The sequence below is a fragment of the Actinomycetospora sp. ABD4_176 genome (assembly GCF_056311855.1).
Map to the genome: position 1 here is coordinate 4915128 of NZ_CM149974.1, position 24699 is coordinate 4939826.

The 24699-nt window shown below is 75.0% G+C and carries 17 protein-coding genes; 7 read left to right on the forward strand and 10 right to left on the reverse strand.

Annotated features, from left to right (window positions below; all coding sequences use genetic code 11):
• Nucleotides 1-54: 54 nt before the first annotated feature.
• Complete coding sequence (locus tag ACYX4T_RS23815) at nt 55-2280, reverse strand: heparinase II/III family protein (protein WP_476011689.1); 2226 nt, start codon at nt 2278-2280, stop codon at nt 55-57.
• Between the two features lie 224 nt (nt 2281-2504).
• Here ACYX4T_RS23815 and ACYX4T_RS23820 point away from each other — a divergent pair, with 224 nt between their 5' ends.
• The gene (locus tag ACYX4T_RS23820) at nt 2505-3401 is read left to right on the forward strand and encodes a polysaccharide lyase family 20 protein (protein WP_476011690.1); all 897 of its coding nucleotides are present in this window, start codon (nt 2505-2507) and stop codon (nt 3399-3401) included.
• A gap of 6 nt (nt 3402-3407) precedes the next feature.
• Here ACYX4T_RS23820 and ACYX4T_RS23825 read toward each other — a convergent pair whose 3' ends face one another.
• From ACYX4T_RS23825 to ACYX4T_RS23835, 3 genes are read right to left on the reverse strand one after another with little or no spacing between them, the layout of a single operon-like run.
• Nucleotides 3408-5783: a glycosyltransferase gene (locus tag ACYX4T_RS23825; RefSeq protein WP_476011691.1), complete on the reverse strand. Its 2376-nt coding sequence runs from the start codon at nt 5781-5783 to the stop codon at nt 3408-3410.
• A 17-nt stretch (nt 5784-5800) separates the two neighbouring features.
• A complete protein-coding gene (locus ACYX4T_RS23830; RefSeq protein WP_476011692.1) occupies nt 5801-6964 on the reverse strand; it encodes a glycosyltransferase family 4 protein in 1164 nt (387 codons plus the stop codon).
• Nucleotides 6961-8556 carry an O-antigen ligase family protein gene (locus tag ACYX4T_RS23835; protein WP_476011693.1) on the reverse strand — a complete coding sequence of 532 codons (1596 nt, stop codon included), beginning with the start codon at nt 8554-8556 and terminating at the stop codon, nt 6961-6963. Before ACYX4T_RS23835 ends, ACYX4T_RS23830 begins: the two co-directional genes overlap by 4 nt.
• A 217-nt stretch (nt 8557-8773) precedes the next feature.
• On the opposite strand from ACYX4T_RS23835, the gene ACYX4T_RS23840 reads away from it, so the two are divergent.
• The gene (locus ACYX4T_RS23840; protein WP_476011694.1) at nt 8774-9730 is read left to right on the forward strand and encodes an NAD-dependent epimerase/dehydratase family protein; all 957 of its coding nucleotides are present in this window, start codon (nt 8774-8776) and stop codon (nt 9728-9730) included.
• A gap of 73 nt (nt 9731-9803) precedes the next feature.
• Here ACYX4T_RS23840 and ACYX4T_RS23845 read toward each other — a convergent pair whose 3' ends face one another.
• The 3 genes from ACYX4T_RS23845 to ACYX4T_RS23855 form a co-directional block, all read right to left on the reverse strand.
• Nucleotides 9804-12440, reverse strand: coding sequence for a hypothetical protein (locus ACYX4T_RS23845; RefSeq protein WP_476011695.1), 2637 nt, complete (start codon nt 12438-12440; stop codon nt 9804-9806).
• A gap of 147 nt (nt 12441-12587) precedes the next feature.
• A complete protein-coding gene (locus ACYX4T_RS23850) occupies nt 12588-13784 on the reverse strand; it encodes a glycosyltransferase family 4 protein (protein ID WP_476011696.1) in 1197 nt (398 codons plus the stop codon).
• Nucleotides 13765-15090 carry a nucleotide sugar dehydrogenase gene (locus tag ACYX4T_RS23855; protein ID WP_476011697.1) on the reverse strand — a complete coding sequence of 442 codons (1326 nt, stop codon included), beginning with the start codon at nt 15088-15090 and terminating at the stop codon, nt 13765-13767. Before ACYX4T_RS23855 ends, ACYX4T_RS23850 begins: the two co-directional genes overlap by 20 nt.
• Before the next feature lie 222 nt (nt 15091-15312).
• Between ACYX4T_RS23855 and ACYX4T_RS23860 the strand changes: the two genes are divergently transcribed.
• Both ACYX4T_RS23860 and ACYX4T_RS23865 read left to right on the forward strand, forming a co-directional pair.
• Nucleotides 15313-16467 (forward strand): GNAT family N-acetyltransferase, encoded by a 1155-nt coding sequence (locus ACYX4T_RS23860; RefSeq protein ID WP_476011698.1) that lies wholly within the window; start codon nt 15313-15315, stop codon nt 16465-16467.
• A 23-nt stretch (nt 16468-16490) separates the two neighbouring features.
• On the forward strand, nt 16491-17435 hold the full coding sequence (locus ACYX4T_RS23865) for a polysaccharide deacetylase family protein (protein ID WP_476011699.1): 945 nt from the start codon (nt 16491-16493) through the stop codon (nt 17433-17435).
• Here the strand turns inward: ACYX4T_RS23865 and galE are convergent.
• Complete coding sequence (galE, locus tag ACYX4T_RS23870; RefSeq protein ID WP_476011700.1) at nt 17410-18393, reverse strand: UDP-glucose 4-epimerase GalE; 984 nt, start codon at nt 18391-18393, stop codon at nt 17410-17412. The genes ACYX4T_RS23865 and galE overlap by 26 nt on opposite strands.
• Nucleotides 18394-18671: 278 nt before the next feature.
• Here galE and ACYX4T_RS23875 point away from each other — a divergent pair, with 278 nt between their 5' ends.
• Nucleotides 18672-19562, forward strand: a complete 891-nt coding sequence (locus tag ACYX4T_RS23875; RefSeq protein WP_476011701.1) for a phytanoyl-CoA dioxygenase family protein — start codon at nt 18672-18674, stop codon at nt 19560-19562.
• Between the two features lie 25 nt (nt 19563-19587).
• On the opposite strand, the gene ACYX4T_RS23880 is transcribed toward ACYX4T_RS23875, so the two are convergent.
• Nucleotides 19588-20955 (reverse strand): glutamate-1-semialdehyde 2,1-aminomutase, encoded by a 1368-nt coding sequence (locus tag ACYX4T_RS23880; protein ID WP_476011702.1) that lies wholly within the window; start codon nt 20953-20955, stop codon nt 19588-19590.
• A 239-nt stretch (nt 20956-21194) separates the two neighbouring features.
• Here ACYX4T_RS23880 and ACYX4T_RS23885 point away from each other — a divergent pair, with 239 nt between their 5' ends.
• Together ACYX4T_RS23885 and ACYX4T_RS23890 are read left to right on the forward strand one after the other, a co-directional pair.
• Nucleotides 21195-21686 carry a hypothetical protein gene (locus tag ACYX4T_RS23885; RefSeq protein ID WP_476011703.1) on the forward strand — a complete coding sequence of 164 codons (492 nt, stop codon included), beginning with the start codon at nt 21195-21197 and terminating at the stop codon, nt 21684-21686.
• A gap of 105 nt (nt 21687-21791) precedes the next feature.
• Nucleotides 21792-22601 carry a hypothetical protein gene (locus ACYX4T_RS23890; protein ID WP_476011704.1) on the forward strand — a complete coding sequence of 270 codons (810 nt, stop codon included), beginning with the start codon at nt 21792-21794 and terminating at the stop codon, nt 22599-22601.
• Nucleotides 22602-22762: 161 nt separating this feature from the next.
• Here ACYX4T_RS23890 and ACYX4T_RS23895 read toward each other — a convergent pair whose 3' ends face one another.
• Nucleotides 22763-24454 carry a glycine/sarcosine N-methyltransferase gene (locus ACYX4T_RS23895; RefSeq protein WP_476011705.1) on the reverse strand — a complete coding sequence of 564 codons (1692 nt, stop codon included), beginning with the start codon at nt 24452-24454 and terminating at the stop codon, nt 22763-22765.
• Nucleotides 24455-24699 lie beyond the last annotated feature (245 nt).

Sequence of the window (24699 nt, forward strand, 5' to 3'; positions counted from 1 at the left end):
GATCCCAACCGCTGGAGGACGACGGGTGGTCCCGTCCCGTCGGGGGTCGACCGCTCATCGTAGTCGCGTTTCCCCGCGTGTCCGGTCCGGTGGCGGTGCGGGGTCGGCGAGGTGGGACACCTCGCGGTCCGGCCGGAGGACGGTCCGGCGCGGCCCGCCGGTCCCGGCCCAGGTCACGGTGACGGTGTCCCCGCTCGTCGCGACGTCGAGCGGCGCGGTCACGCCCGTCACCGCGGGGCCGGTGAGCAGCAGGGTGGCCACCACGCAGGGGCTCCCCGGGCGCAGCCAGACCTCGTCGCCGAGGAACCAGCAGGGGTCCCGCCCCTCGAGCCGTCCGGACCACCAGCCGAGCTCGCCGGCGCCGGGGTCGCCGCCGCGCAGCCGCCACGGCGTGGCCGGCTCGGAGGCGGCGGTGAGCAGGCGCAGGACGGGGGTGCCGTCGCGGCGCGCGAGGACGCCGTCGTGGTGCCCGTCGGGGGTCAGGTCGGGGTGCAGCGGCCAGGTGGTGCGGGCGCGGTGCGGGGTGCGCCGGGCGGTGAGCACGTCCACCACCAGCAGCGCGTCCTCGCCCGGCGGCGCCTCGACCAGTCGGCGGTGGGTGACGGGGTCGGCGAGGCGCCGGTAGCCGTCGTGCTCGGCGTCCACGCGCCCGGCTGCGAGGTCGACCTCGCGCACCGAGGTGCGCGCGTGCTCGGTCCACAGGAACGGGCCGCCGCTCACCGACTGGTCGAGGTCGTCGACGGCGACCGTCGCGTGCGCCCGGGTGCTGCGGTGCGCGGTGCGCCACGCGGGGTGGGCGAAGTAGCTGCCGGTGCCCGGGTCGCCGACGAGGTCGTGCCCGTCGACCGCGAGCCCGACCGCCAGCGCGTCCGCGTGCCCGTGCGCGGCGATCGACAGGTAGCCGAGCGGGCCCACGTCGACGAGGACGCGCCGGGCGCCGTCGCGCAGGACGACGACCCCGCCGTCGCGGGCGTACGCCGAGCGCGGCTCCCCGGGGACGTCGGGAACGTCCGTGCCGGCACCCAGGCGCGCCGCCACCCAGGCGGACGTGAGGTCCTCGCGCCCGCAGCGGCGGGCGGCGGGCTCGCCGGTGAGCACGGCCGCGAGCGCGAGGTGCTCGCGGACCTCCCGGACCGGCGCCGGGTCCAGGCGCAGCGCGAAGCCCTCGTCGTCGTCGCCGGTGCGCGGCACCGGGTCGTCGTCGCCGACGAGGTCCGCGAGGTGCCCCGCGGAGCGCCCGACGGCGGCGAGCAGGGCCGCGTCGTCGGCGGTCGGGGTGTGGCCGGGACGCAGGCGCCGCAGCAGGGCGACGACGCCGAGGAGCTCGGCGGTGAAGACCTGGTAGCCGACGGCCTGCTCGGCGCCGACGCCGTCGGGGAGGACCTGGCGCCGGGCCTCGACGGCGAGCGCGGCCATCGCGTCGCGCTCCCACCGGCGGGCGCGGGCGAGCTCGGGGAAGGTCATCGCGACCGCGGCGAGGCCCGCGAGCTCGCCGACGAGGTGGTTGTTCGCCGAGCTGTGCCGCGAGCGGTCGCGCCAGCAGCGCCGGGCCCCGGCGGCGAGCATCCGCACCGCGTCGCGGTAGCGGTCGGCGTCGAGGTCCGGGTGGTCGGCGAGGCCCTGGAGCGCGACGGTCACCGACAGGGCCCGCACGCCGGCCTCGAAGGCGCCGCGCCAGGCGATGCCGCGCCCGGGCGGGTTCGCCGCGATCCAGGAGTCGAGCTGGTCGAGCGCCTCGCGCCCGTAGCGGTCGTCGCCGGTGACCAGCCAGGCCTGCGCGAGCCACGGGAGGTGCTGCAGGCGGTTGAGCTCCCAGATCCACTTCGGGTCGCCGTGCCCGCTGCGGTGGTTGATCTCGTCGGCCGGGCGGTCGGGCCAGCGGAACCCGGCCAGCGGGTCGAGCCACCAGTCGATCGGGCCGTCGTAGCGCGCCTCGGGGTGCGCGAAGTAGGTGAAGCGGTGCTCGAGCACCCGGTCGGCCGCCGCGACGAGGGCCGCGGTCGCCTCCGGGTGCTCGGCGGCCATCGCCGTCGCGGTCGTCCGGTCGAGGAGCACCGGCCGTCCCGTGCCGGCCCGGAAGTCCTCGCGTCGCGCCGCCCAGTCGATCGCGTCGGTGCCGAGCAGCCGGGCGTCGGTGGGCTCGGCGTCGCCGGTGACGCGCCGGGCGACCGAGCCGCCGACGGTGGCCGCGCGGTGCGCGACCTCCTGCGGGCTCATCGAGCGGAGCCGCCGCGCGTACCAGGTCAGGGCGGAGCGGGTCGGCGCTCCGGGGCGGGCCATGGGCCGACTGTACGGGGCGTCCGGACGACCCCCGGGCCCGCCCAGGTGGCGCCGCTGCAGCGACCGAGGATGTCACCACATGCGCCACATCAGTCTCATCAGTCCGTGTCGTTGTCTCCTGTCACGACGAGTGGTCGAATCACTGCGGCAAACGGTCGACAAGCACAGCGTCCTTACGGCGCACGGTCGATCCGGTTCGACGAACGGCAGGAGCAGGGGTCGGCATGCGGACGAACGGTCGCGGGGCGTCGTGGGGTGCGCGGGGTGCGCGGGGTGTGCGGGGGGCCCAGCGCCGAGCGGTGGTCGGCGCGGTCCTCGGTGCCGGGCTGGCGCTCGGCACCGGGGTCGGCGGGGCCGCCCCGGCCCTCGAGGAGAGGACGGCCGGGGCCGCGGCGGGTGCGACGGCGGAGACCGCGGCCAGCGCCGCGCCCACCCGCGTGCCCGTCGGCAGCCGCGAGCTCTTCGTCGGCGACTTCGAGACCGGCGACTTCTCCCAGTGGACGACCTGCCAGGCCAAGAACCTCAACAAGCGCTGCCGGACCATCGGCGCCGGCAACGACCAGATGCGGATCGTCCCCGCCCCGGACGCGCGCCAGGGCCGCTACGCGGCGAGGTTCAACATCCGCCCCGGCGACATCCCGCCGTTCGGCGGGAAGGAGCGCTCGGAGGTCCAGTCCAACGCGGCCGGCGCGCTGGTCCACGAGGGCGACGAGCGGTGGTACGAGTGGTCGATGAAGTTCCCCGAGGACTTCGAGAACCCGCGCGGGGTCTGGTTCATCGTCCTGCAGTGGCACAGCTCGTCGGGCTCGCCGCCGCTGGCCATCAACATCGAGCGCAACGGCGACGTCATGATCGGCGGGGACGGGCTCAAGAGCGAGCCCCGGCGCTCCCTGGGCAAGGTCCGGCCCGGCGAGTGGGTCGACTACGTCCTGCACGTCAAGTTCTCGCGCGACCGCGACAAGGGGTTCGTCGAGGGCTGGGAGAACGGGCGCCAGACCGTGCCCCGCTACAACCGCGCGGCGATGAAGGACGACGAGAACTACCTCAAGCAGGGCGTCTACCGCGACACGGGCCCGGCCACGTGGGTGATGCAGGACGGGCTGCGGGTCACCGCACCCTGACCGGGGTCAGCGGGCGGTCGCATCGTCCCGGCCGGTGACCGACTCGGCGAGCCGCGTGAACGCCTCGGCCGTCCCCTCGATGGTGAAGTCGCGCCGGGCCCGCGCCCGGGCCCGCTCGCCCATCTCGCGGCGCAGGTCCGGGTCGTCGGCGAGCTTGCGCAGGCGGGCGCCGAGGGCCGCGGCGTCGCCGCGCTCCACGAGGTAGCCCTCCTCGCCGTCGGCGACCAGGTCGGCCACGGCGCCGACGTCGGTGGAGACCACCGGCAGCCCCTGGGCCATCGCCTCCATGATCGAGATCGGCACGCCCTCGTGGTCGGAGGACAGCGCGAACACGTCCGCGCCGGCGAGCAGGCGCACGACGTCGCGGCGCTGGCCGAGGAACGTCACCGCCCGCTCCAGGTCCCGCGACGCGACGATCCCCTCGAGCTCCGCGCGCCGCGGGCCGTCGCCCACGACGGCGACGTGCAGGCGGGGGTCGTGGAGGTCGGCGACGGCCTCGAAGAGCACGTGGTGGGCCTTCGCCGGCGTCAGCCGGGCCAGGACCACGACGACCACGTGCCCGTCGTCGACGCCCAGCTCGGCGCGCGCGGACGCCCGGTCGGCGTCGGTGCGCAGCGGCGGCACGACGATCCCGTTGGGCACCAGGTACTCGCGGACGCGGCTGAGCGGCCCGCGGTTCACGCCCTCCTCGTCGTGCAGGTAGCGGCCCTGCGACGGCGAGAGCAGGGCGAGCCCCCGGGACAGGAAGAGCGTGTTGACCGCCCAGCGCGGCAGCACGCGGCTGCCGACGACCGTCCGGTCCATGTTGTGCGCGGCGACCACCGAGACCGGGCCGCCGGCCAGCACCGCGGCCAGACGCCCGAACAGCAGCGCCGCCTTGTGGTAGTTGGCGACGAGCACGACGTCGGTGCGGACCCGGCGCAGGTGGCGCACCAGGCGCGGGAGCGTCGAGGGGTCGAAGCGGCCCGAGCGCTCGAGCACCGTGACCGGCACGCCGCCGGCACGGAAGTCGCCCGCCAGCGGGCCCTCCTCGCGCAGGCAGACGACGTCGGTGACGACCCGGTCCGGGTCGAGGTGGGCGAAGGTGTTGCGCAGCACCGTCTCGGCGCCGCCGTGCGCGGCGAGGTCGAGCACGAGGGTGACGTGCAGGGGCCGGCGGTCGATGACGTCGGTGCGCGGGCCCGGCCAGGCGAGCTCGGGGGCGTCCTCGTCGCGGCGCGGCAGCACCGGGGTGCGGGCCTCGCGGCCGGCGGTCTCCTCGAACGCGTTCTGCGCCTCGGCGACCGACCGCTCGAGCGTGAACACCTCGTCGACCCGGCGGCGTGCGGCCGCGCCCATCTCGCGGGCGGCCGCGGGGTCGGCGAGCAGCTCGAGGAACCCCGCCGCCAGCGCGGCCGGGTCCTCGGCGGGCACGACGCGGCCGGTGACCCCGTCGACGATCATCTCCGGCACGCCGCCGACCGCGGTGCACACCGCGGGCCTGCCGGCGCTCATGGCCTCGAGCAGCGAGTTCGGGCAGGCCTCCACCGTGCGCGAGCTCAGGGTGAAGATGTCGAACACCCGGTGCAGGCGGCGCGGGTCGTCCTGGTGGCCGAGCAGCAGCACGTGCTCGGTGAGGTCGAGCTCGTCGATGAGCGCCTCGAGGTTCGCCCGCTCCGGGCCGTCACCGACGAGCAGCAGGCGCGCGTCCGGGCGCTGGTCGACGACGCGGCGGAAGGCGCGCAGGAGCGTCGGGTGGTCCTTCTCCTGGCGCATCACCGCGACGGTGCCGATGACGGTGTGCTCGTCGGTGAGCCCGAGCTCGCGGCGCGTGGCGGCGGGGTCGTCGCCGGCGGCCGCCATCCACGTCGGGTCGATGCCGTTGTAGACGATGCGCAGCTTGCGGGCGTCGTAGCCGAGCTCGCCGGTGATGTAGGGCAGCTGGCCCCAGGCGACGCCGTAGACCTCGTCGGCGGTGCGGGCGAGCTGCTTGTTGACCCAGCGCCGCCCGCGCCCGGCCGGGACGACGTCGCCGCAGTTGCGGACCCACACCAGGATCCGCGGCACCCTCGTGAGGATGCCGGCGACGCGGCCGAGGACCTCGGCGTTGAACCCGCGCAGCACGACGATGTCGGGCCGCTGGCGGCGCATCTCGTGCACCAGCCCGCGGACCATGCCCACGACGTCGCGCTTGCCCCGCTTCAGCTCGGTGCGGGGCACGTCGGCGGCCTCGATGCGCGCCCAGTTGGCGCCGAGGCGGCCGCGGTCCTGGAGGCAGACCACCGAGCCGCGCACACGGTCGGGGTCCATCGAGGTGAGCAGGGTGGCGGCGTGGCGCTCGGCGCCGCCCACGGCGAGCGTGGGGACGACGAACATGACCCGCAGCGGCCCCTCCGCCGTCACGGGTCGGCGGGGGCGCCTCACGAGCCGGTGCGGGTGTCGGGGTCCGTCACGGTCACGGACGGTACCGACGCCGCGGGGTCGGACCCGGGCGCGGCCGGGTGGCGGCGGGAGAGCACGTCGTGGTACAGCTCCTCGATCCGCTCGGCGACCGCCTCGGCGAGGAACTCGGAGCGGGCGCGGGCCAGCGCCGCCTCCCCGAGGGCGCGGCGCCGCCCGGGATCGGCGAGGAGCTCGCCCAGTGCGTCGGCGAGCGCGGGGACGTCGTGCGGCGGGACCAGCAGGCCCTCGGTGCCCGACGCGACGAGCTCGGGGATGCCGCCGACCTCGGTCGCCAGCACCGCGACGCCCCGCGACATGGCCTCGAGCACGACCATCGGCTGGCCCTCGTTCTCCGAGGGCAGCGCGAGGACGTCGGCGTCGGCGAGCAGCGCGGCGACCTCGTCGCCGGAGAGCCAGTCGTGCACGGTGACCGACCCGACGACGCCGAGCTCGTCGGCGAGGGCACGGGCCCGGTCGTGCTCGCCGTCGCCGGCGAGGGTGAGGCGGGGGCCCGGCGCGCCGGTCGCGGTGCCGCCGACGACCTTCGCCCACGCCTCGAGCAGGTCGAACGCGCCCTTCTTGGCCCAGATGCGGCCGAGGAAGACGACGTGGGGCGCCGCGTCCGGAGCGCGCCGGGTCACCGGGGCCGCGGGCACCGGGTTGGGCAGCGACGTCAGGACGGCGTCGGGAGCGATCCGCGCCAGCCGCTCGCGCATCAGCCCGCCGAGGGCGACGACGACGTCCGCGCGGGTCAGCGTGGCCCGGACGACCCGCTGCACGGGGGTGGGCGCGCGGTCGTGGAACAGGTGGAACCGCCCGCTGTGCACGTGGAGCACGACGGGCACCCGCAGCGCGTACGCGGCCCAGCAGACGACGGCCTTGCGCACGAAGCTGCCCGCGGCCGACATGTGCACGTGCACCAGGTCGGGACGGCGCGCGACCAGCTCGACGAGCACGCGCGCGAGGCCGGTGGCGAACGTCGCCGCCTTCGCGACCGCGCTGCCGTCGCGGTGGGTGGCGACGTGCCGGACGCCCCACCGCGCCCACAGCCCGGTCGCGGCGAGCGTGCGGACGCACGTCGCGATCCCGCCCTGCGTGGTGGTGCTCGTCGAGACCCAGAGGGTCCGCGGGGCGCGGGTCACCGCGCACCCAGGGGCCGGCCGGTGATGATCGGCGCGCCGGCGGGGACGGCGTCTCTGCCGGTCTCCCGCGCGCGGCCCTCCTCGGCCCACGCGACCTGGTCCGCCGGCGACATCCCGCCGGGCAGGCCCGCGCCGGGCGTGCCCGGGCGGGGTGCGGGGCGGGTGTCGCGGAAGCGTTCGAGCTGGCCCACGACCATGCCGGCGTAGAGGAAGCAGATGAGCCCGGCGAAGTCGAGGATGCGCAGGTCCACCGTCACGCCGTTGACGACGAGGATGACCATCGCGGTGAAGCCGACGACCGCCAGCGGGCGACCGAGGAACGTGCCCTCCGGCAGCTCGCGCAGCGCCCGGTGGAGCAGGTAGAAGACGCCGACGAGCACGGCCAGCCACAGCAGCAGCCCGGGGATGCCGAGCTCGGCGCCGATGCCCAGCTCGTTCTCGTGGGAGATCAGCCCCCGGCCGCGCTCCCACGCGACGTCCTGCGACCAGGCGACGTGCTCGAAGGTGTTGTAGCTGCGGAACCGCGCGATGCCGATCCCGAGCAGCGGGTGCTCGTAGATGGCCTTGAACGCCGTCGCCATCATGTTCAGGCGGTCGTAGATCTCGCTCGACGAGCCGATGCCGCCCTCGGAGCGCTCCGAGGAGAAGAAGGTCCCGGCGTTGGCGGCCACGCCGGCCGCACCGAGCGCCAGGTAGACGACGAACGGCCGGCGCCAGCCCTTCGCGAGGACCGCCCCGACGAGCAGGGCGACGACGAGGGAGAGCAGCGCCGAGCGGGTGTGGGTCAGGTAGACCCCCGCCGCCATCGGGACCGTCAGCGCGTAGAGCAGCCACCGCGTGCGCTTGGCGGTGCCCGGACGCGTGGCGAGGAAGATGCAGACCAGGAACCCGATGACGAGCAGCAGCCCGTTGACGACGGGCTGGTTGAAGACGCCGACCGCGCGGCCCTCCCAGCCCGGGTTCTCGACGATGTAGCGCGGCCACACGAGCCGCTCGGGCCCGTAGAACGGCAGGATGCTGACCCACGCCGAGTAGGTCGCGATGGCGACTGTCGTCCAGAGCAGCCAGCGCACGGCCTTCTCGGAGTCGAGCACCGACTTCGCCACGACGTAGGTGACGAACGGCAGGATCGTGCCGCTGAAGATCCAGCGGTAGACCTCGGACGACGCGCCCGTCACCGGATCGACGGCGTCGAGCTCGCGGGGGATGAGCGCCGAGACGATGTTCCAGACCAGGTAGGTCGTCATCAGCCACTCGACGGTGCCGAGGCGCGGCATCTCCTTGGTGCGCCGGGCGACCGCCAGGGCGAGGGCGAGGACCATGGCGTAGAACAGCGGCGCCAGCCCCTCGGCCGACACGAACTCCTTCTGCGCGGTGCGGCCGAAGCTCGCCAGCACCACCAGCAGGAGCGCGATCAGCGGGTTGTTGAGGGCCAGCGCGAACACCGCCGCGCCCACGCCGATCGCGGCGAGCAGGATGCCCGCGTCGCCCGGCGAGGTGAAGGCCACGGCGGCGACGACCACGACGACGATCGCGCCGATCACGTACTCGCTGCGGGACCGGTCGCGCACGCCACCGGGGAGCAGGCTCACCGTCGCTCACCCGGCGTCGCCGCCGCAGCACCCGGGGTCGGGGTCATCGGCGCCCTCTCGTCGGCAGTCGTCGACCGGCACCGCGGGCGGGCGCCGGGAACACGCCGGACCAGGATATCGGGCTGCGCGAGCGGGGCGGACGGGGCCGTCGCGGGCGCCCCCGGGACGACCGGGTTCGATGGGTCGTGCCCGCACCGCCGTCCACGGGGGAGAAGACATGACCGACAGGTATCTCGTCACGGGGGCGGCGGGCTTCGTCGGCAGCACGATCTGCCGCCGGCTCGCCGCCGCCGGGGTCGAGACGGTGGGCGTCGACTGCTTCACCGACTACTACGACACGACGCAGAAGAAGGACAACCTCGCGACGATCGAGGGCGGCTCCTTCCGGTTCGTCGAGGCCGACCTGACCGCCACCGACCTGCCCGCCCTGCTCGACGGCGTCACCCACGTCGTCCACCAGGCCGGCCAGCCCGGCGTGCGCAGCAGCTGGGGCGAGGAGTTCGCGGTCTACACCCGCAACAACGTGGAGCTCACCCAGCGCCTGCTCGAGGTCGCGCGGGCGTCGGACACGCTGCAGCGGTTCGTCTACGCCAGCTCGTCGTCGGTCTACGGCGACGCGGAGCGCTACCCGACGCTGGAGACCGACCTCCCGCGCCCGGTCAGCCCGTACGGCGTCACGAAGCTCGCCGCGGAGCACCTCTGCACGCTCTACGCGTCGAACTTCGGGGTACCGACGGTGTCGCTGCGCTACTTCACCGTCTACGGCCCGCGCCAGCGTCCCGACATGGCGTTCACGCGGTTCGTGCGCGCGGGCCTGCTGGGCGAGCCCATCACCGTCTTCGGCACGGGCGAGCAGGTCCGCGACTTCACCTTCGTCGACGACATCGTCGAGGCGAACCTGCTGGCCGCCGACCGGCCGAGCCCGCCCGGCACGGTCCTCAACATCTCGGGCGGCAGCAGCGTCTCGCTGAACGAGGCGCTGGCGGTGCTCGAGCGGGTCGTCGGCCGGGAGCTGCGGATCGTGCGCCACGACCGGACCGCCGGCGACGTCTTCCGCACCGGCGGCGACGCCTCCCGCGCGGCCGAGGTCCTCGGCTGGCGGCCCGCCGTGTCGCTCGAGGAGGGCCTGGCCGCCCAGGCGGCGTGGATGCGCGGCGTGCTCGGCACGGCCTGACACGCCCCGGGACGACGACGGCGGGAGGGCCACCAGGGCCCTCCCGCCGTCGTCGTTCGTGCCGGGGCGTCGGCTACTTCTCGGTGCGCATCGTCACCGTGGGCGCCGACAGGTTGCCGTGGCTGGCCTCCGACGCGCCGCCGTCCTTGCTCGCCGCGCCGGTGCCCGAGCTCGTCGGGGCGGCGCTGCGCGAGAACCGCGCGGTGCCGACGCGCTTGGCGCCGGGGGGCGAGCTCGGCGAGGCCGGGGCGCCGTCCTTGCCCGCGGGCGACGCCCCGCCCTGGCCACCGCCCGGGCGGGCCGGGGACGAGGGACCGGCCGAGGGACCGGCCGACGGGCCGCCGGGCTGCGGGCCGGTCGGCTTGGGGCCGCTGCCCGGGTTGGGCTTCGGGCTCGGGGACGGCTTGGCCCCCGCGCTGCGGCGGGTGTGCACGCTCACCCCGGGCGCCTCACCGGCGGGACCGCCGGGCGCACCCGGGCCCGAGGGCGCACCGGGTGCCGAGGCCGCGCCGGGCTGGGGCGCGCTGCCGGTGGGCTTGGGCGCGTTCCCGGTGGGCTGGGGCGCGTTCCCGGTCGGCTTGGCGCCCGGCTTCGCGGCCGACGCGCCGGCGGCACCGGCCGCGGCGGCGCCGGCGGCACCGGCCTGCGCGGTGGGCCCACCCTGACCGGCCTGACCGGCCTGACCGGCCGGGCCCGGCTGCCCGCCGCCGCCGCCCGCGGGCGGCTTGCTGCCCGACCCGCCGCCCTGCGGCGCGCCGCCGGGCGAGGGCTTCGCGCCGGGGGACGGCTTGGCGGCCGACCCGCCCTGCGGCGCGCCGCCGGGCGAGGGCTTCGCGCCGGGGCGCGCCGACGGGTCGTCGCGCCGCGGGGTGCCGTTGGCGGGCTGGCCCGACCCCGCGGACGCAGGGGACGCGGGGGACCCGGAGGACGCCGAGGACGCGCCACCGCGCGCCGCGTTCCCGTTGGTGGGGCTGCCGTTGGTGGGCTTGGCGACGCCGTTCACCGGCGCGCCGTTGGCGCCGTCGGAGCTCCCCGCGGCGCCGGAGGCGGCACCGGGCGCAGCACCGGCCGCGGAACCGGCCACAGCACCCGCCGCGCCGCCGGCGCCCATCGCCGCGCGGGCCTCCTCGAGCTTCTCGCGCGAGATCGGGGCGGTGCGGTCGGCCGGCGGGACCTGCGCCGGACGGGCCGGGGCGCCGCCAGGGGCCTGACCACCGGGGCCGCCCTGAGCACCGGGGCCGCCCTGACCGCCCTGACCGCCCTGACCACCGGGGCCACCGGGACCGCCGCCGGGGGCCGGGGGCACGGGCGGGCCGGCCGGCAGGCGCGCCGGGGTCCAGGAGCGCTCGGCGAGGAAGCCGGGGTCGGCGAGCTGGCCGGGGTTGCGCACCAGCACCACGCCGAGCGCGGTGCCGCCGGAGCGGGCCAGCGCGTCGAGCGCCGCGGAGGCGTCGCGCGAGCGGGTCTGGCCCTCCTCGACGATGAGCAGCGCGCGGTCGGCGGCCGAGCACACGACCTGGCCCTCGACGCTCTCGGCGGGCGGGGCGTCGACGATCACGAGGTCGGCGAGCATCCGGCCCTGCGCGAGCAGGCGCGAGACGTGCGAGCGGGAGAACAGCGCGAACAGGTCGTCGCGCTTGCTGCCCCGCGGCGAGACGAGCAGCGCGCGCCCGTTCGAGAACACCTTGCCGTCGATGCGGCTGTCGCCGCGCTCGGCGAGGAAGTCGGCGACACCGGACATCGACGCGAGCTCCGACGAGCCGCCGGCGTCGCTCTCGAGGTCGGCCTGCACCAGCAGGGTGGTCTGGCCCTGTAGGGCGCGCAGCCCGGCGAGGGCCACCGCGACCCGCGTCTTGGAGGCGCGGGCGGTGCTCGGGCCGGTGATCGCGAGCGAGCCCGGGACCGGCATGCCGTGGGCGTTCGTCAGGCCCATGAGCGCCCGCAGCATCTCGTTGCGGGCGTTCTCGCCGGAGCGGCGCTTGCCGCCGACCACCGCGAGGACCTGCAGGCCCAGGCGGTCGCGGACCTCGCTCGGCGTCACGATGCGGTTCTCGAAGCGCCCGAGCGCCATGGCGAGCAGGGCGCCGAGGAGCAGGCCACCGACCAGGGCGGCGCCGGCGTTGCGGCCCGCGTTGGTCGGGTTGGAGACGACACCGGCGTTGAGCTGGAGGTCCTGCAGCTGGTTGGTGGTGCTGCTCAGGTCGTCGATCTGGTCCTGCAGCCGGTTGGCCTCGGAGGTGTTGCCGGCGGCGCGCGCGGCGTCACGCTGCTGGGTGAGCGTCTCGACCTGCTGCCGCTGGGCCTCGCCGCCGCTGAGGCTGGTGTTGACGTCGTCCCGCAGCGTGACGGCCATCCTCGTCGCCGAGTCGGAGGCGACCTCGGGGCTGTCGGCGACGGCCTCGATGTAGACGATCGGGCTCGCCGCGGCGATGCGGGCGTTGAGCGCGACCGAGTCGGGGACGCCGGCCGTCTGGCGCAGCTGCTGCTGCGACGACGCCTGGTTGAAGTAGTCGGCGTAGCCCTGGGCGAGGACGGTGTCCTGCTCGGGGGCGCGGTCCTGCGAGACGATGGTCAGCGCCGACCGGCCGGTGTAGGTCGACCCCTGCAGGAGCGAGGCTCCCAGGGAGCCGACCGCTGCCACGATGCCGATGACGAGGATCAGCACCCAGCGCCGGCGGATGCGATCCCACTGGATCTGGAGCGGGCTCATGACGTGCCTTTCGTCCGATCGTCGGCGTGTCGCCCCCGGGGGACGCCGGTGGGCATCCTACTGTGGTGGTGCGGGGCGACCGCCGTGCTGCGCTCGCCGGTCCACCCGGGGGCGGGGCCGATGGCGCGGGTCATCGCTGCGGGTCCCTCAGCGTCCCTGCGTGGCCGACTCGTAGGCCGCCAGCAGTTCCTTCTCGGAGTTCGTCCAGGAGAGCGGCCCGGAGACGCGCTCCATGCCGATCTCGCCCATCGCCCGCCGACGACGGGGGTCGTCGAGCAGCTCGGACACGAGGCCCGCGAACTCGCCGACGTCGTTGGGGCGGGCGTAGACCGCCGCCTCCCCGGCCGAGACACGGGCCTCGACCAGGTCGAACGACACCACCGGCCGCCCCATCGCCATGTACTCCATGATCTTGTTCATGGTGGACACGTCGTTGAGCGGGTTGCGCGGGTCCGGCGCGAGGCAGACCGACGCGGTGGACAGGTGACGCAGCACCTCGGAGTCGGAGATGCGGCCGGTGAAGGTCACGCGGTCGTCGAGCCCGTGGGCGTGCGACAGGGCGACGACGTCGTCGAAGGCGTCGCCGGTGCCCATGAAGACCGCGTGCCAGTCGTCGCGGCGCTCGGCGAGCTGCGCGAGCGCGCGGATCGCGTAGTCGACCCCGTCCTGGGGACCCATGACGCCGAGGTAGCAGAGCAGGTGCTCCTTGCCCCGCGACAGCGCCGGCTCGGGCTCGCCGAGCCGGAAGCGCTCGATCGCGGGCGCGCTGCGCACCACGAAGGTGTCCTCGACGGGCACGCGCCCGCGGCCGGTGGCGACGGCCCGGTAGCTCTCGTTGGTGGCGATGACCGTGTCCGCGGTGCGGTAGGTCGCCCACTCGAGCAGCCGCATGCCCCAGTACATCGAGTCCTTCTTCTCGCGGAAGCGCGAGAGGTAGAGCTCGGGGACGAGGTCGTGCTGGTCGAAGATGACCCGCGCGCCGCGCGCCTTGGCCCGCAGCGCGGGCAGGAACAGCAGGTCCGGCGGGTTGCACAGGTGCACGACGTCGACCGGCGCGCGCTTCTGGATGCGCCTGATGAGCCGGTTGGTGTGCCAGAGGGCGGTGCCGTACTCCTTGAGGTAGCCCTGCGGCCCCCCGGTCGCGGCCTCGAGCGGGTAGCGGTCGATCCGCACCCCCTCGATGACGACCTCGGTCTCGGTGTCCCGCTTCGTGCCCTGCGGGCAGATCACCTCGACCTCCCACCCGTGCCCGGTGAGGGTCTGGCACTCCTGCCAGACCCGCCGGTCGAAGGGGACCGAGAGGTTCTCGACGACGATCAGGGCTCTACCAGGCAAGGCCGACATATCCCTCCTGTCGCCGACGCGACGCCGCGTCGGGCAGCCGGACGAGGTCGATCACGGGCACATGCGTGCCGTCGCCGAGGGCGGCGCGGACGTCGTCGTCCGCCTTGCCCACGACCAGCACCTCGGCGTGGTCGACGACCTCGGCGACGCTGTCGACGAGCAGGTCGCGCAGGTGCGGGAGGCGGGCCTCGATGAAGGCCCGGTTCGCCCCGAGCAGCGCCGACTCGACGACGGCGGGGTCGTAGATGCGCAGGTCGAAGCCCTTGCCGAGCATCCGCTCGCAGAGCTCGACCAGCGGGCTCTCCCGCAGGTCGTCGGTGCCGCCCTTGAACGCGAGGCCGAAGACGCCGACCCGCCGCTTCCCGGTGGCGGCGACGTGCTCGAACGCGCGCTGGATGTGCTCGTCGTTGGACGGCAGCACGTTCTCCAGGATCGGCACGCGCACGTCGTGGCGGCGCGCGGCGTGCACCAGGCCGCGGAGGTCCTTGGGCAGGCACGAGCCGCCGAACGCGAAGCCCGGGCGCAGGTAGGCCGGGCTGATGTTCAGCTTCGTGTCGGAGAGGAAGATCTCCATGACGTCGTGGGAGTCGACGCCGAGCTCGCGGGCCAGCGCCCCGATCTCGTTCGCGAAGCCGATCTTGAGGCCGTGGAAGGTGTTGTCCACGTACTTGGTCATCTCCGCCACCGGCGGCTCGACCCGGAACTCCGGGGCGCCGAGGCCGGCGTAGAGCGCGAGGACCGCGTCGCCGCTGGCCGGGTCGAACTCGCCGACCACGGTCTTGGGCGGGTCGTAGAAGTCCTTGACGCTGGAGCCCTCGCGCAGGAACTCCGGGTTCACCGCGACGCCGAAGTCCTGGCCGGCGACGAGGCCCGAGGCCTCCTCGAGCAGCGGGACCAGCACGCCCAGGCAGGTGCCCGGCAGCATCGTCGACCGGAAGACCACCGTGTGCCGGCCGGCCTCCGGGTCGCGCGAGGCCAGCGCCTCGCCGATCTCGCGGGCGGCGCGCTGGAGGTAGGTGGTGTCGAGGCTGCCGTTGGGCGCCGAGGGGGTGCCCACGCACACCAGCGAGAGCTCGGTGCCGTGGATCGCCGTCGTCACGTCGTCGGTGACGGTGAGGCGCCCGGCGGCGACGACCTCGGTGACGATGTCACCGATGCGCTCCTCCACCACGGGCGTGCGCCCCTCGCCGATCATCGCGAGCTTGGCGGGGTTGACGTCGACACCGACGACGTCGTGCCCTTCCGTGGCCAGGCATGCCGCACTCACCGTGCCGACGTAGCCGAGACCGAAGACACTGACCTTCATCGCAGGGAGTCCTCGCAGAAGGGTCGGGGTCGCGGCGGTCGAGTGGGGAGCGGGACCGCACGCCGGGTCCCGGTCACGGTACCGACGGCTCTCGGCCACACCGCCGTCGGGCAGTGCGCCGGGACACGACGCTGAGGATCCACTCACCGATACGGAGGACGTCCGGGAGGCCGCGAGGTTGGCCCCGGATGGGGGCGAGACCGGACCGTTAGCCTCGGGCGGGTGAGCCGTGACGTGCCTGCCGTGCCCGATGTGGAGGTCCTCGCCGATCCCGCCGACGAGCCCGGGCTGGTCGACGAGTGGCGCGCCCTGGCCGAGGCCGCGGGCAACGCGTTCGTGTCCCCCGAGTGGTACGGCGCCTACGCCCGCCACTACGGCACCGAGGCTCCCCCGTTCGTGGTGCGGGTCCGCGACGCCGACGGGCGCCTCGCCGGGCTGCTGCCGCTCTGCCGCTCCGGGCGCACGGTGCGCTTCGCCGGCGCGAACGTGGGCGACCGCTTCGCCCCCGTCGCCGCGGCGGGCCGCGAGGCCGAGGTGGCCCGGGCGGCCGCCGGGGCGCTGGGCCGCGAGGCCGTGGTGCTGCACAACGTCGACGCCGGCGCCGCCTGGATCCCGGCGCTGGGCGAGGGCCTGCGCGGGCGGCTCCACACCCGTTCCGCGGCGACGCGGCTGCGCGGCGGCGTCATGCCCTACGTCCCGCTGACCGGGCACACCTGGGACACGTTCCTCGGCGCCCGCAGCCGCAACTTCCGCCAGCAGGTGCGGCGCAAGGAGCGCGCGCTGGTCGACGGCCTGGGCGCGAAGGTGCGCGCGACGTCGTCGCCCGGCGAGGTCGTCGGCGACGTCGGCGAGTTCTTCCGGCTGCACGCCCTGCGGTGGGACGAGCGCGAGGGCGGGTCGACGATCACCAGCCCCACCGTGCGCGCCTTCCACGAGGACTTCGCCGCCGCCGCGCTGGAGCGGGGCTGGCTGCGGATGTCCTTCCTGGAGATCGACGGGGGTGCCGTCGCGGCGCTCTACGCCTGGCGGATCGGCGGGCGCTACGCCTACTTCCAGGCGGGCTTCGACCCGGCGTGGGCGGAGCGCAGCGTCGGGCTGGTGCTCATGGCCCACACCGTGCGCGAGGCCATCGAGGAGGGCGCCGACGAGTACGACCTGCTGCTCGGCGACGAGACCTACAAGGCCCGCTTCGCCACCGACGAGCGCGCGGTCGAGACCCTCGTCGTCGCCGGCGCGCTCGACCCCACCCGCCTGCTCGCCCAGGTCGACGCCGGCGTGCGGCGCGCCACCGACGGCCTCTCGCCCGAGCTGCGCGCCCGGCTGCGCGACCTCGCCGGGCCCGTCCTCGCCCGCATGCCCGGGACGCGCAAGCGCTGAGCGTGCCGATACCGTCGGGCGCCATGAGTCGACGGCTCCTCGTGCTCGGCTGGCACAACATCGACCCGACGCCGTTCTACCCCGCCGCCCCGGGCGCCGGGCGTCGCGGCTTCGAGCGCCAGCTCGCCGCGGTCGACCGGCTGGGCACGGTCGTCCCGCTGTCCGAGGCCGTCGACACCCTCGCCGCCGGCGGCTCGCTGCCGCCCCGCGCGGTGGCCCTGACCTTCGACGACGGCTACGCCGACTGGCTCGACGCCGCCGTCCCGGCGCTGGACCGGCGCGGCCTGCACGGCACCTTCTTCCTCGTCTCGGACATCCTCTCCGGGCGCATCGGCGCCTGGTGGGAGGAGCTCGCCGACGCCTTCGACCGGTGCACCGCCACCTCGCTCGAGTGGGCGGGGCGCACGCACGACCTGACGACGCCGGTCGCGCGGCGTGCGGCGCAGGACGCCCTGAAGGACGAGCTCAAGCTCGTCGACCGTGCGACGCGCGTCGAGGCGGTGTCCCGGATCGCCGAGCGGATCGCCCCGCCGGCCCCGCAGCGCCCGCCGATGTTCCTCGACTGGGCGGGCGCGCGGGCCCTCGCCGCGACGGGCCACGGGATCGGGTCGCACACCGTCACCCACCCGATCCTCGCCCGCGAGGACGCCGACACCCAGCGCCACGAGCTCGCGGCGTCGCGGGCGGCGCTGGAGGAGGGGCTCGGGCAGCCGGTGGACCTGCTGGCCTACCCGAACGGGAACGCCGGCGACTACGACCAGCAGACGATGGAGCTGGCGCGCGCCGCGGGCTACCGGGCCGCGGTGACCACCCGTCCGGGCCTGGTCGGGCCGCAGGACCCGCCGTTCGCGATGCACCGCGTGGTGCTCACGCCGCTCACCGACGTGGCCGAGCTGTTCGGCAAGGTCGCCCGGAAGGGCACCGGGATGGCCCGGCGCGTCGTCAGGACGCTGACGCCGACCGGCTGAGCAGGGCCTCCCAGGCCGAGGCGACGATGTCGTCGAGGTCGTGGCGGGCCCGCCAGCCGAGGCGCTCACCGATGCGGGTGACGTCAGCGACGACGGCGGCCGGGTCGCCCGGGCGCCGGGCGGCGACGGCGGGCTCGACGGGGCGGCCGGCGACGCGCGCGACCGTCGCCATCACCTCGAGCACCGAGAAGCCGCGGCCGACGCCGACGTTGAGCGTCTCGGCGCACGGGCCGTCGAGCAGCGCTGTCGCGGCGACGTGGGCGTCGGCGAGGTCGTCGACGTGCACGAAGTCGCGCACGCAGCTGCCGTCGGGCGTGTCGTAGTCGGTGCCGAAGACCGTCGGTGCCGCGCCCCGGGCGACGGCCTCGAGCGCGATGGGGACGAGGTTCGCCTGCCCGCGGTCGGCGAGGCGCGGGTCGCGGGCGCCGGCGACGTTGAAGTAGCGCAGGGCCACGTAGCGCAGGCCGGTGGCGCGGTGGACGTCGGCGAGCAGCCACTCGCCGGCGAGCTTCGTCGTGCCGTACGGGTTCACCGGCACCGTGGGGGAGTCCTCGGTGACGCCCGTGCCTCCTGGACCGGTCGTCGCCCCGTACACCGCGGCGCTCGAGGAGTAGACGAAGCGCTCGACGCCGGCCCGGGCGCAGGCGTCGAGGACGCTGCGCAGCCCCTCGACGTTCTCGTGCCAGTAGTGCAGCGGGCGCGCCACCGACTCGGGCACGCTCTTGCGGGCGGCGAAGTGCATGACGCCGTCGAGCCGGTGCCCGGTGAGCGCCGCCGCGACCGCGTCGCCGTCGAGCACGCTCGCGCGCACCAGCGGGACGTCGTCGTCGAGACGCTCGGGCAGGCCGGTCGACAGGTCGTCGAGCACCACCACCGCGTCGCCCCGCGCGCGCAGGGCCCGGACGGTGTGCCCGCCGATGTACCCCGCCCCGCCGGTCACGAGCCAGCGCGCCGCCATGCCGTCCCCCCTCGCGTGTGCCTGCGGACCCGAGGCTAAGGGGTGGCGGGCGGACGACGACGCCCACGCCGCCCACGCCGTCCGGATACGGAGCGTCCGCAGGGGTCGCCGCCGACGACGCGTCCGGTATGTCCGATGGTCACGAACGGGTGGTCCATCGGCGTGACGCGGTGCACTCCGCGGTCGCGGTCACGGGTACCTTGCCGCCGAACCGGTGATTCCACGCGGGCGGCGCCCGCGGCAGGGGGGACGGACCGGTCGGCCCGAGGAGGTACCCAGTGACCAACGTGCTCTCGAACCCGTCGTTCGACGACGCCACCCGGCGCGAGCACCTGTACCGCGGCGACGTGGTGGTCTACGGCGCGAGCCCGAGCACGCTCGCCCTCGTCGAGTTCACCCGCGAACTCGTCGAGGAGGCGTTCGGCGATCTCGACCCGGAGCTCGCGCAGTACTCGATGGACGTCCACGACTACGCCGCGCTGCTCGCCGAGCTCAAGCCCCGGTTCATCCACCACCCGCGGTGCAAGGAACTGCTGCCGGCGATCCTGTCCGAGCGCGGCTGCGACCTGGACCGCACCTACTTCGACGTCCCGCGCCTGCGCACGTCGACCTCCGACGACTACCTCACCACCGGCATCGCGTTCGCGTTCCACCCGCACCGCGACACGTGGTACTCGGCGCCGATGTCGCAGACCAACTGGTGGATGCCGGTCTACCCCGTCAGCAGCGACAACGTGATGGCGTTCCACCCGAAGTACATGACGCAGGGCATCGCCAACGGCTCCTACCGCTACGACTACGTCGAGTGGAACAGGTCGAGCCGGAAGGACGCCGCGAAGCACATCGGGAAGGACACCCGCGACCAGCCGACGCCCGAGGAGCCCATCGAGCTCGACCCGCAGGTGCGGGTCGTGCCCGAGGTCGGCGGGATGATGGTGTTCTCCGGCAACCAGCTGCACTCCTCGGTGCCCAACACCTCCGGGCGCACCCGGTTCTCGATCGACTTCCGGATCGTCGACATCGACGACGTCGCGTCCCGTCGCGGCTCGGTGAACGTCGACTCGCGCTGCACCGGCACGACGCTGCGCGACTTCCACCGCGCCTCGGACCTCGCGCCGATGCCCGAGGAGCTCGCGGCCGCCTACGACGGCGAGGCCGTGCCGGTCTGACCCCGGTGCCCGCCCCGCCGCCGGTTCAGCGCAGGCGGCGGGGCGCGGCCGTCGCCCGCAGGGCCGGGGCCACCGGACGGCCCTCCAGCACGGCCTCCGGGCCGTCGGTGAGGGCCTTCTCGTACGCGGGCAGCGCGCCCGCGACGGCCGCGACGGTCTGCTCGACGTCGTCGTCGGTGTGCGCCGCGGAGATGACGAACGACTGCCCCAGCACCCCGCGGCGCAGCAGCTCGGCGAGGAAGACGGTGCGCATCGGCTGCGACGGCCCGTCGGCGTCGCGCGTGCGGAAGACGAGGCACGCCGGGTGCCCGACGACGTCGACGAAGTCGGTGAGCCCGGCCGCGGCGACCACCTCGTTGCACGCCTCGGCGAGCTTCGTGCCCTGGCGGTGCATCGTGGCCACCGGGTCCTCGCGGCGGTAGACGTCGACGACCGCGCGGAACGCGGTGAGCCCGACCGTCTCGGGGCCGTGGGTGGTCGAGAGCAGGAACACGCGGTCGGCGTCGGTGCGCAGCCCACCGAGCTCCATCAGCTCGCGGCGGCCGGCGAGCGCCGAGACGGGGAAGCCGTTGCCCATGGCCTTGCCCCAGGTCGACAGGTCCGGCGTCACGCCGTAGACGGCCTGCGCGCCGTGCGCCGACCACCGGAAGCCGGTGATCATCTCGTCGAAGACCAGCACGGTGCCGTGCGCGGTGCACAGCTCGCGGACACCCTCGAGGAAGCCGGGCGCGGGCTCCTGCAGCGCCGTCGCGGCCTCGAGGAACACCGCCGCGAGGCGGCCGGGGTGCGCGTCGAACAGCGCGCGCAGCGAGCCGAGGTCGTTGTAGGCGAACCCGACCGTCCCCGCGCGGGCGGTGTCGGGGATGCCGGCGTCCATCGGGGTGCTGCCGATGAACCAGTCGTCGGTGGAGAAGAAGGGCTGGTCGGCGACGGCGACCATGTCGCGGCCGGTCGCCGCCCGGGCCAGCTTGAGCGCCGCCGTCGTCGCGTCCGAGCCGTTCTTGGCGAACTTGACCATGTCCGCGCCGGACACCAGGGACAGGAAGTCCTCGGCGGCGTCGACCTCGAGGCGGGTCGGGCGCGAGAAGTTCAGCCCGCGGTCGAGCACCGCGCGCACCGCCGCGCTGACGGGCTCGTAGCCGTGACCGAGCGTCACCGACCGCAGGCCCATGCCGTACTCGACGAACTCGTTGCCGTCGACGTCCCAGACCCGCGCGCCCCGCCCGTGGTCGAGCACCGGTGTCATGTGCTCGGGGTACTGGTCCGAGCCGCGCGCGTAGGTGTGCGCGCCGCCGGGGACCAGGTCGTGCAGGCGTGCCTGCAGCCGCGCGGACTCGGCGAAGCTCGGCTCCTCGGTGCCGCGGGCGGTGGGGGAGGACGACGGGGACGTCATGGGCCTCAGCTTCCCTGGTCGGCGGGCGATGGCTGCTGCAGGGGTCGCCGTCGACCCGGCACGTGCGACGTGCGGGTGACGGAGGCGTTGCTCCGGGCGGGATCCGTGTCACCTCGGACGGCGCGTGTCGCCATCCTCCGCTGCGGCCGGTCATCGGGACCACCGGGGCCGCCACACCGACGGCGCAGCGCCCGTCCCCCGGTCCAGACGGACCGTTCCGGCCGTCGACACTGGGCCACATGGCAGCACCGGCAACACCTCCCGGAGCAGCGTCGTCCGGTCCGGTCGGGCGGCACGCTCGCCTCGACGACGCCGGCCCGAGCGTGGTCCCCCGCGGCCGCCGGGCCCGCCGCCGGCTCGCGTCCACACCCCAGCGGCGCGCCCCGTGGCCGGTGGCCGCGGCGCCCGAGGTCGTGACGGCGACGCTCGCGGCCCCCGCCGCGGTCGAGCCGCAGCCCTCCACCGCCGTCCTGCCCGGCTCGCCGCTGGCCCCGACCGCCCGCGCGGGCGTGCCGGGGCTGGTGCGGCGGCCCTCGTCGCTGATCCGCCTCGCGCCGCGGGAGCAGGCGGGCGGGGCTGCGGGCATCGACGGGGGCGGGGCTGTGGGCATCGACGGGGGCGGGGCTGCGGGCGGACCTCCGCGGCGGGCGCCGATCCGCCACGCGCCCGTCCCCGGCACCCCTCTCGCCGCCGCGCGCCCGGTCTGGGGCCCGCCGCGCCCCGCCCGCTGAGGGCGCCCGGGCCGTGGGGCTCGCCCGTGCCCGTGGCCGTGGCCGGCGTGGCGTCCACGCCGGCACCGGACGCCAGGAAGTCCACCGGCTGGCAGAGTCGCGGCGGTGGGCGGGACGGAGCTGACGCGGATGGCCGCCCGCCTCGTCCCGGAGATGCGCCGCCGCGGGCCCTACCGCCCGCCGGAGAACGGCGAGGTCGCCTCGCTCGGCGTGCTGGCCGAGGCCCTCGCGCGCGGTGACGCGGCCGCGGCGTCGTCGTGCGGGGCGTCGCTGGGGCTCGCGGCGACGGAGGAGGGCGAGCGCCTGCTGCTCGCGTCGGACCCGGGCGCCGAGCGGGCCTGGCTCGTGCTCGCGCTCCGGTGCGGGGTGGCGCCGGGCGCGGTGGTCGAGGTGCCGCACCCGAACGCGGACCTCGACACCGAGCACGTCGGGCTGGCGCTCGCCGACCGCCGGCCCGGGGTGCTCTACCTCCAGGCGGGCGCGCACCGGGGCGCGGGGGCGCCGGCCGACGCCTGCGTGCGCGCCGACTTCCCCGCCGACGTCGCCGCCCGGGACGACGCGGCGTTCTCGCGGGTGGCGGCGGCGCTCGCGGCACGGGGGCTGGCGCAGGTCCAGCTGCACGGGTTCGCCGACCGGGGCGACGTCGACGTCGTGCTCTCGCCGGGCGCGGCACCGCCGGGCGCGCTGCTCGACGCCGTCCGGGCGCGGCTGGCGGCGGTGGGGGAGCGGGTCGGCGAGGGCGACGACCCGCGGTGGGCGGACCTCCTCGGGCGGCGCAACGTGCAGGGGCGCGCCGCGGCCGCGGCGGGCGCGGCGTTCGTGCACCTCGAGCTGTCGCGGTCCCTGCGCCGCGATCCCGGGCGTCGCGAGGCCGTCGCCGACGCGCTGGCCGGGGCGCTCGACGACGCACGCTGATCCGGCGTGTCGCGCCGGCGAGGATGTGGCGATTCTGGCGTCTGACGCCAGCGATGCCGCATCGCTCGCACCTCGGGTCCTGCCTGCGAGACGTCGAGGGCCGGGTGGGGACCACGTGAGGGGTCCCCGCCCGGCCCTCGTGCGTCAGGGCAGCGAGCGCGTCAGCGCTTGATGCGGAAGATGCCCCAGGCGAGCTGGCCGCTCTGGCCGCCGTTCACCCAGTTCCGCAGGCCCGTCTTCATGTTCGCGATGTACTCGTCGGAGATCGCGCCCTTGAACCTCGGCTCCGCGGCCTCGAGCTCCGCCAGCACGCGACCGTAGTGGGTCGTGAGCTGGTGGGTGTGGTCCTCGAACGTGAAGTCGGAGAACCCGTGCTTCGCGAACTCGTCCCGGTAGAAGCCCGGCGAGCCGAGGGTGTCGAGGTGCAGGCGCGCGAGGATCGGCGAGAGCGCCGAGACGTCGGCGTCGTCGTCGGCCATCGGGTCGGTGAACACGACCTGCCCGGTCGGCTTGAGGACGCGGTCGATCTCCTGGACGACCGCCGCGCGCTCGCCGGAGTGCAGGAACGCGTCCTGCGACCACACGAGGTCGTAGTAGTTGTCCTGCACCGGCATGCTCTCGAACGACCCGTCGACGACGTCGACGAGGTGGTCGAGGCCCTGCGCGCGGTTCTTCTCGCGATTGCGCTCGTTCTCGACCTCGGAGAGGTTCAGGCACGTCACGCGGCAGCCGTACTGCTTCGCGAGCCACCGGGCCGAGCCGCCGTAGCCGGCGCCCATGTCGAGCACGCGGGTCTCGGCGGTGATGCCCATGCCCTCGGCCATGCGCTCCACGGTCCGCTGCGAGGCCGGGGCGATGGCCTCGTCGGGGGTGTCGTAGAGGCCGACGTGGATGTCCTCGCCGCCCCAGACCTCGTGGTAGAAGGTGTCGGCGTCGGTCGAGTTGTAGTAGTCGCGCGCGGTGTGGACCGCGGTCGAGTAGCTCTCGGTCAATTCGTCGTCCGGTCGGTAGGTCTTCTCCGCGACGTGGATCCAGAAGTCGGGGCTCTCGGTCCCGTAGGTCTCCTGGAAGTCGCCGTACGTGTCGATCTTCTGGAACCCGACCTCGCGCATGAGCCGGCGCACGTAGTCCTTGCGCAGCGGGAACATGTTGAGGTGGTACACGGAACCGTCGTCGTGGAACGTGTACCGGAACCGGGCGAGCCCGTCGTCGATGTACTCGGGCTCCGCGGTCACCGTGTCACCGCAGTAGAAGTACTTGTGCTTCGACGAGAAACCGTGGTCGAGGATCTCGTCGTAGTTGCGCTGGTCGAGGATCAGCACGCCGTCGTGCTTGAGCATCGCGTAGAACTCGGCCAGCGCCTTGCGCCGGTCACGCTCGTTGAACAGGTGCGTGAACGAGTTGCCCAGGCAGATGATCGCGTCGTACTCGCCGTGGACGTCCCGGTTCAGCCAGCGCCAGTCGGCCTGCACCACGCGCAGGACGTGCCCGTGCTGGCGACCGTTCTCGAAGGCCTTGGCGAGCATCTCCGCGCTGCCGTCGGCGGAGACCGTCTCGAAACCGGCCTTGAGGAGCTGGACGGAGTTGAACCCGGTGCCGGTGGCGACGTCGAGGACCTTCTCCACGCCGCGGGCACTCAGCTGGTCGATGAAGAACGACCCCTCGCTGGCGGCGCGACCCTCCCAGCCGATGTAGTCGTCCCACTTGTCCACGAACCCCTTGACGTACTCCTCTTGGTAATGGTTCGTGTCCCGGACCTCGACCGGGTTCTCGCCGAACTCCTGATGAACATCGGCCTCGGTGTACTCGAGGCCAGCCGCGGTGTCGGGGCTCCGGTCTGCGGCTGCGGTCATGTGTCCTCCGGACGTCGGTGACGCTTCCGGGGAGACGACGCTAGGCAGCGCGCGGCCGGCCCGTAACCACCCCCCGAGGCCGTACGGTCGGCAGAATCGATACAGATACCCTGTGTCCCGGAACGCACACAGCCGTATCGGCGCTGCTCCGACCGGGTGCGCGCGGCAGGAGATCTCCGTGATCACATCGTGCTGTGACGGCAGCCACGTTTCTCGGGGAATGCGCCGAGCGGGGTGTGTCGACG

What these genes read in the sequence shown, in the direction of transcription:
- ACYX4T_RS23815 (WP_476011689.1), bottom strand. Translation starts at nt 2,280, where the DNA reads ATGGCCCGCCCCGGAGCGCCGACCCGCTCCGCCCTGACCTGGTACGCG.
- ACYX4T_RS23820 (WP_476011690.1), top strand. Translation starts at nt 2,505, where the DNA reads ATGCGGACGAACGGTCGCGGGGCGTCGTGGGGTGCGCGGGGTGCGCGG.
- ACYX4T_RS23840 (WP_476011694.1), top strand. Translation starts at nt 8,774, where the DNA reads ATGACCGACAGGTATCTCGTCACGGGGGCGGCGGGCTTCGTCGGCAGC.
- ACYX4T_RS23845 (WP_476011695.1), bottom strand. Translation starts at nt 12,440, where the DNA reads ATGAGCCCGCTCCAGATCCAGTGGGATCGCATCCGCCGGCGCTGGGTG.
- ACYX4T_RS23850 (WP_476011696.1), bottom strand. Translation starts at nt 13,784, where the DNA reads ATGTCGGCCTTGCCTGGTAGAGCCCTGATCGTCGTCGAGAACCTCTCG.
- ACYX4T_RS23855 (WP_476011697.1), bottom strand. Translation starts at nt 15,090, where the DNA reads ATGAAGGTCAGTGTCTTCGGTCTCGGCTACGTCGGCACGGTGAGTGCG.
- ACYX4T_RS23865 (WP_476011699.1), top strand. Translation starts at nt 16,491, where the DNA reads ATGAGTCGACGGCTCCTCGTGCTCGGCTGGCACAACATCGACCCGACG.
- galE (WP_476011700.1), bottom strand. Translation starts at nt 18,393, where the DNA reads ATGGCGGCGCGCTGGCTCGTGACCGGCGGGGCGGGGTACATCGGCGGG.
- ACYX4T_RS23880 (WP_476011702.1), bottom strand. Translation starts at nt 20,955, where the DNA reads ATGACGTCCCCGTCGTCCTCCCCCACCGCCCGCGGCACCGAGGAGCCG.
- ACYX4T_RS23885 (WP_476011703.1), top strand. Translation starts at nt 21,195, where the DNA reads ATGGCAGCACCGGCAACACCTCCCGGAGCAGCGTCGTCCGGTCCGGTC.
- ACYX4T_RS23895 (WP_476011705.1), bottom strand. Translation starts at nt 24,454, where the DNA reads ATGACCGCAGCCGCAGACCGGAGCCCCGACACCGCGGCTGGCCTCGAG.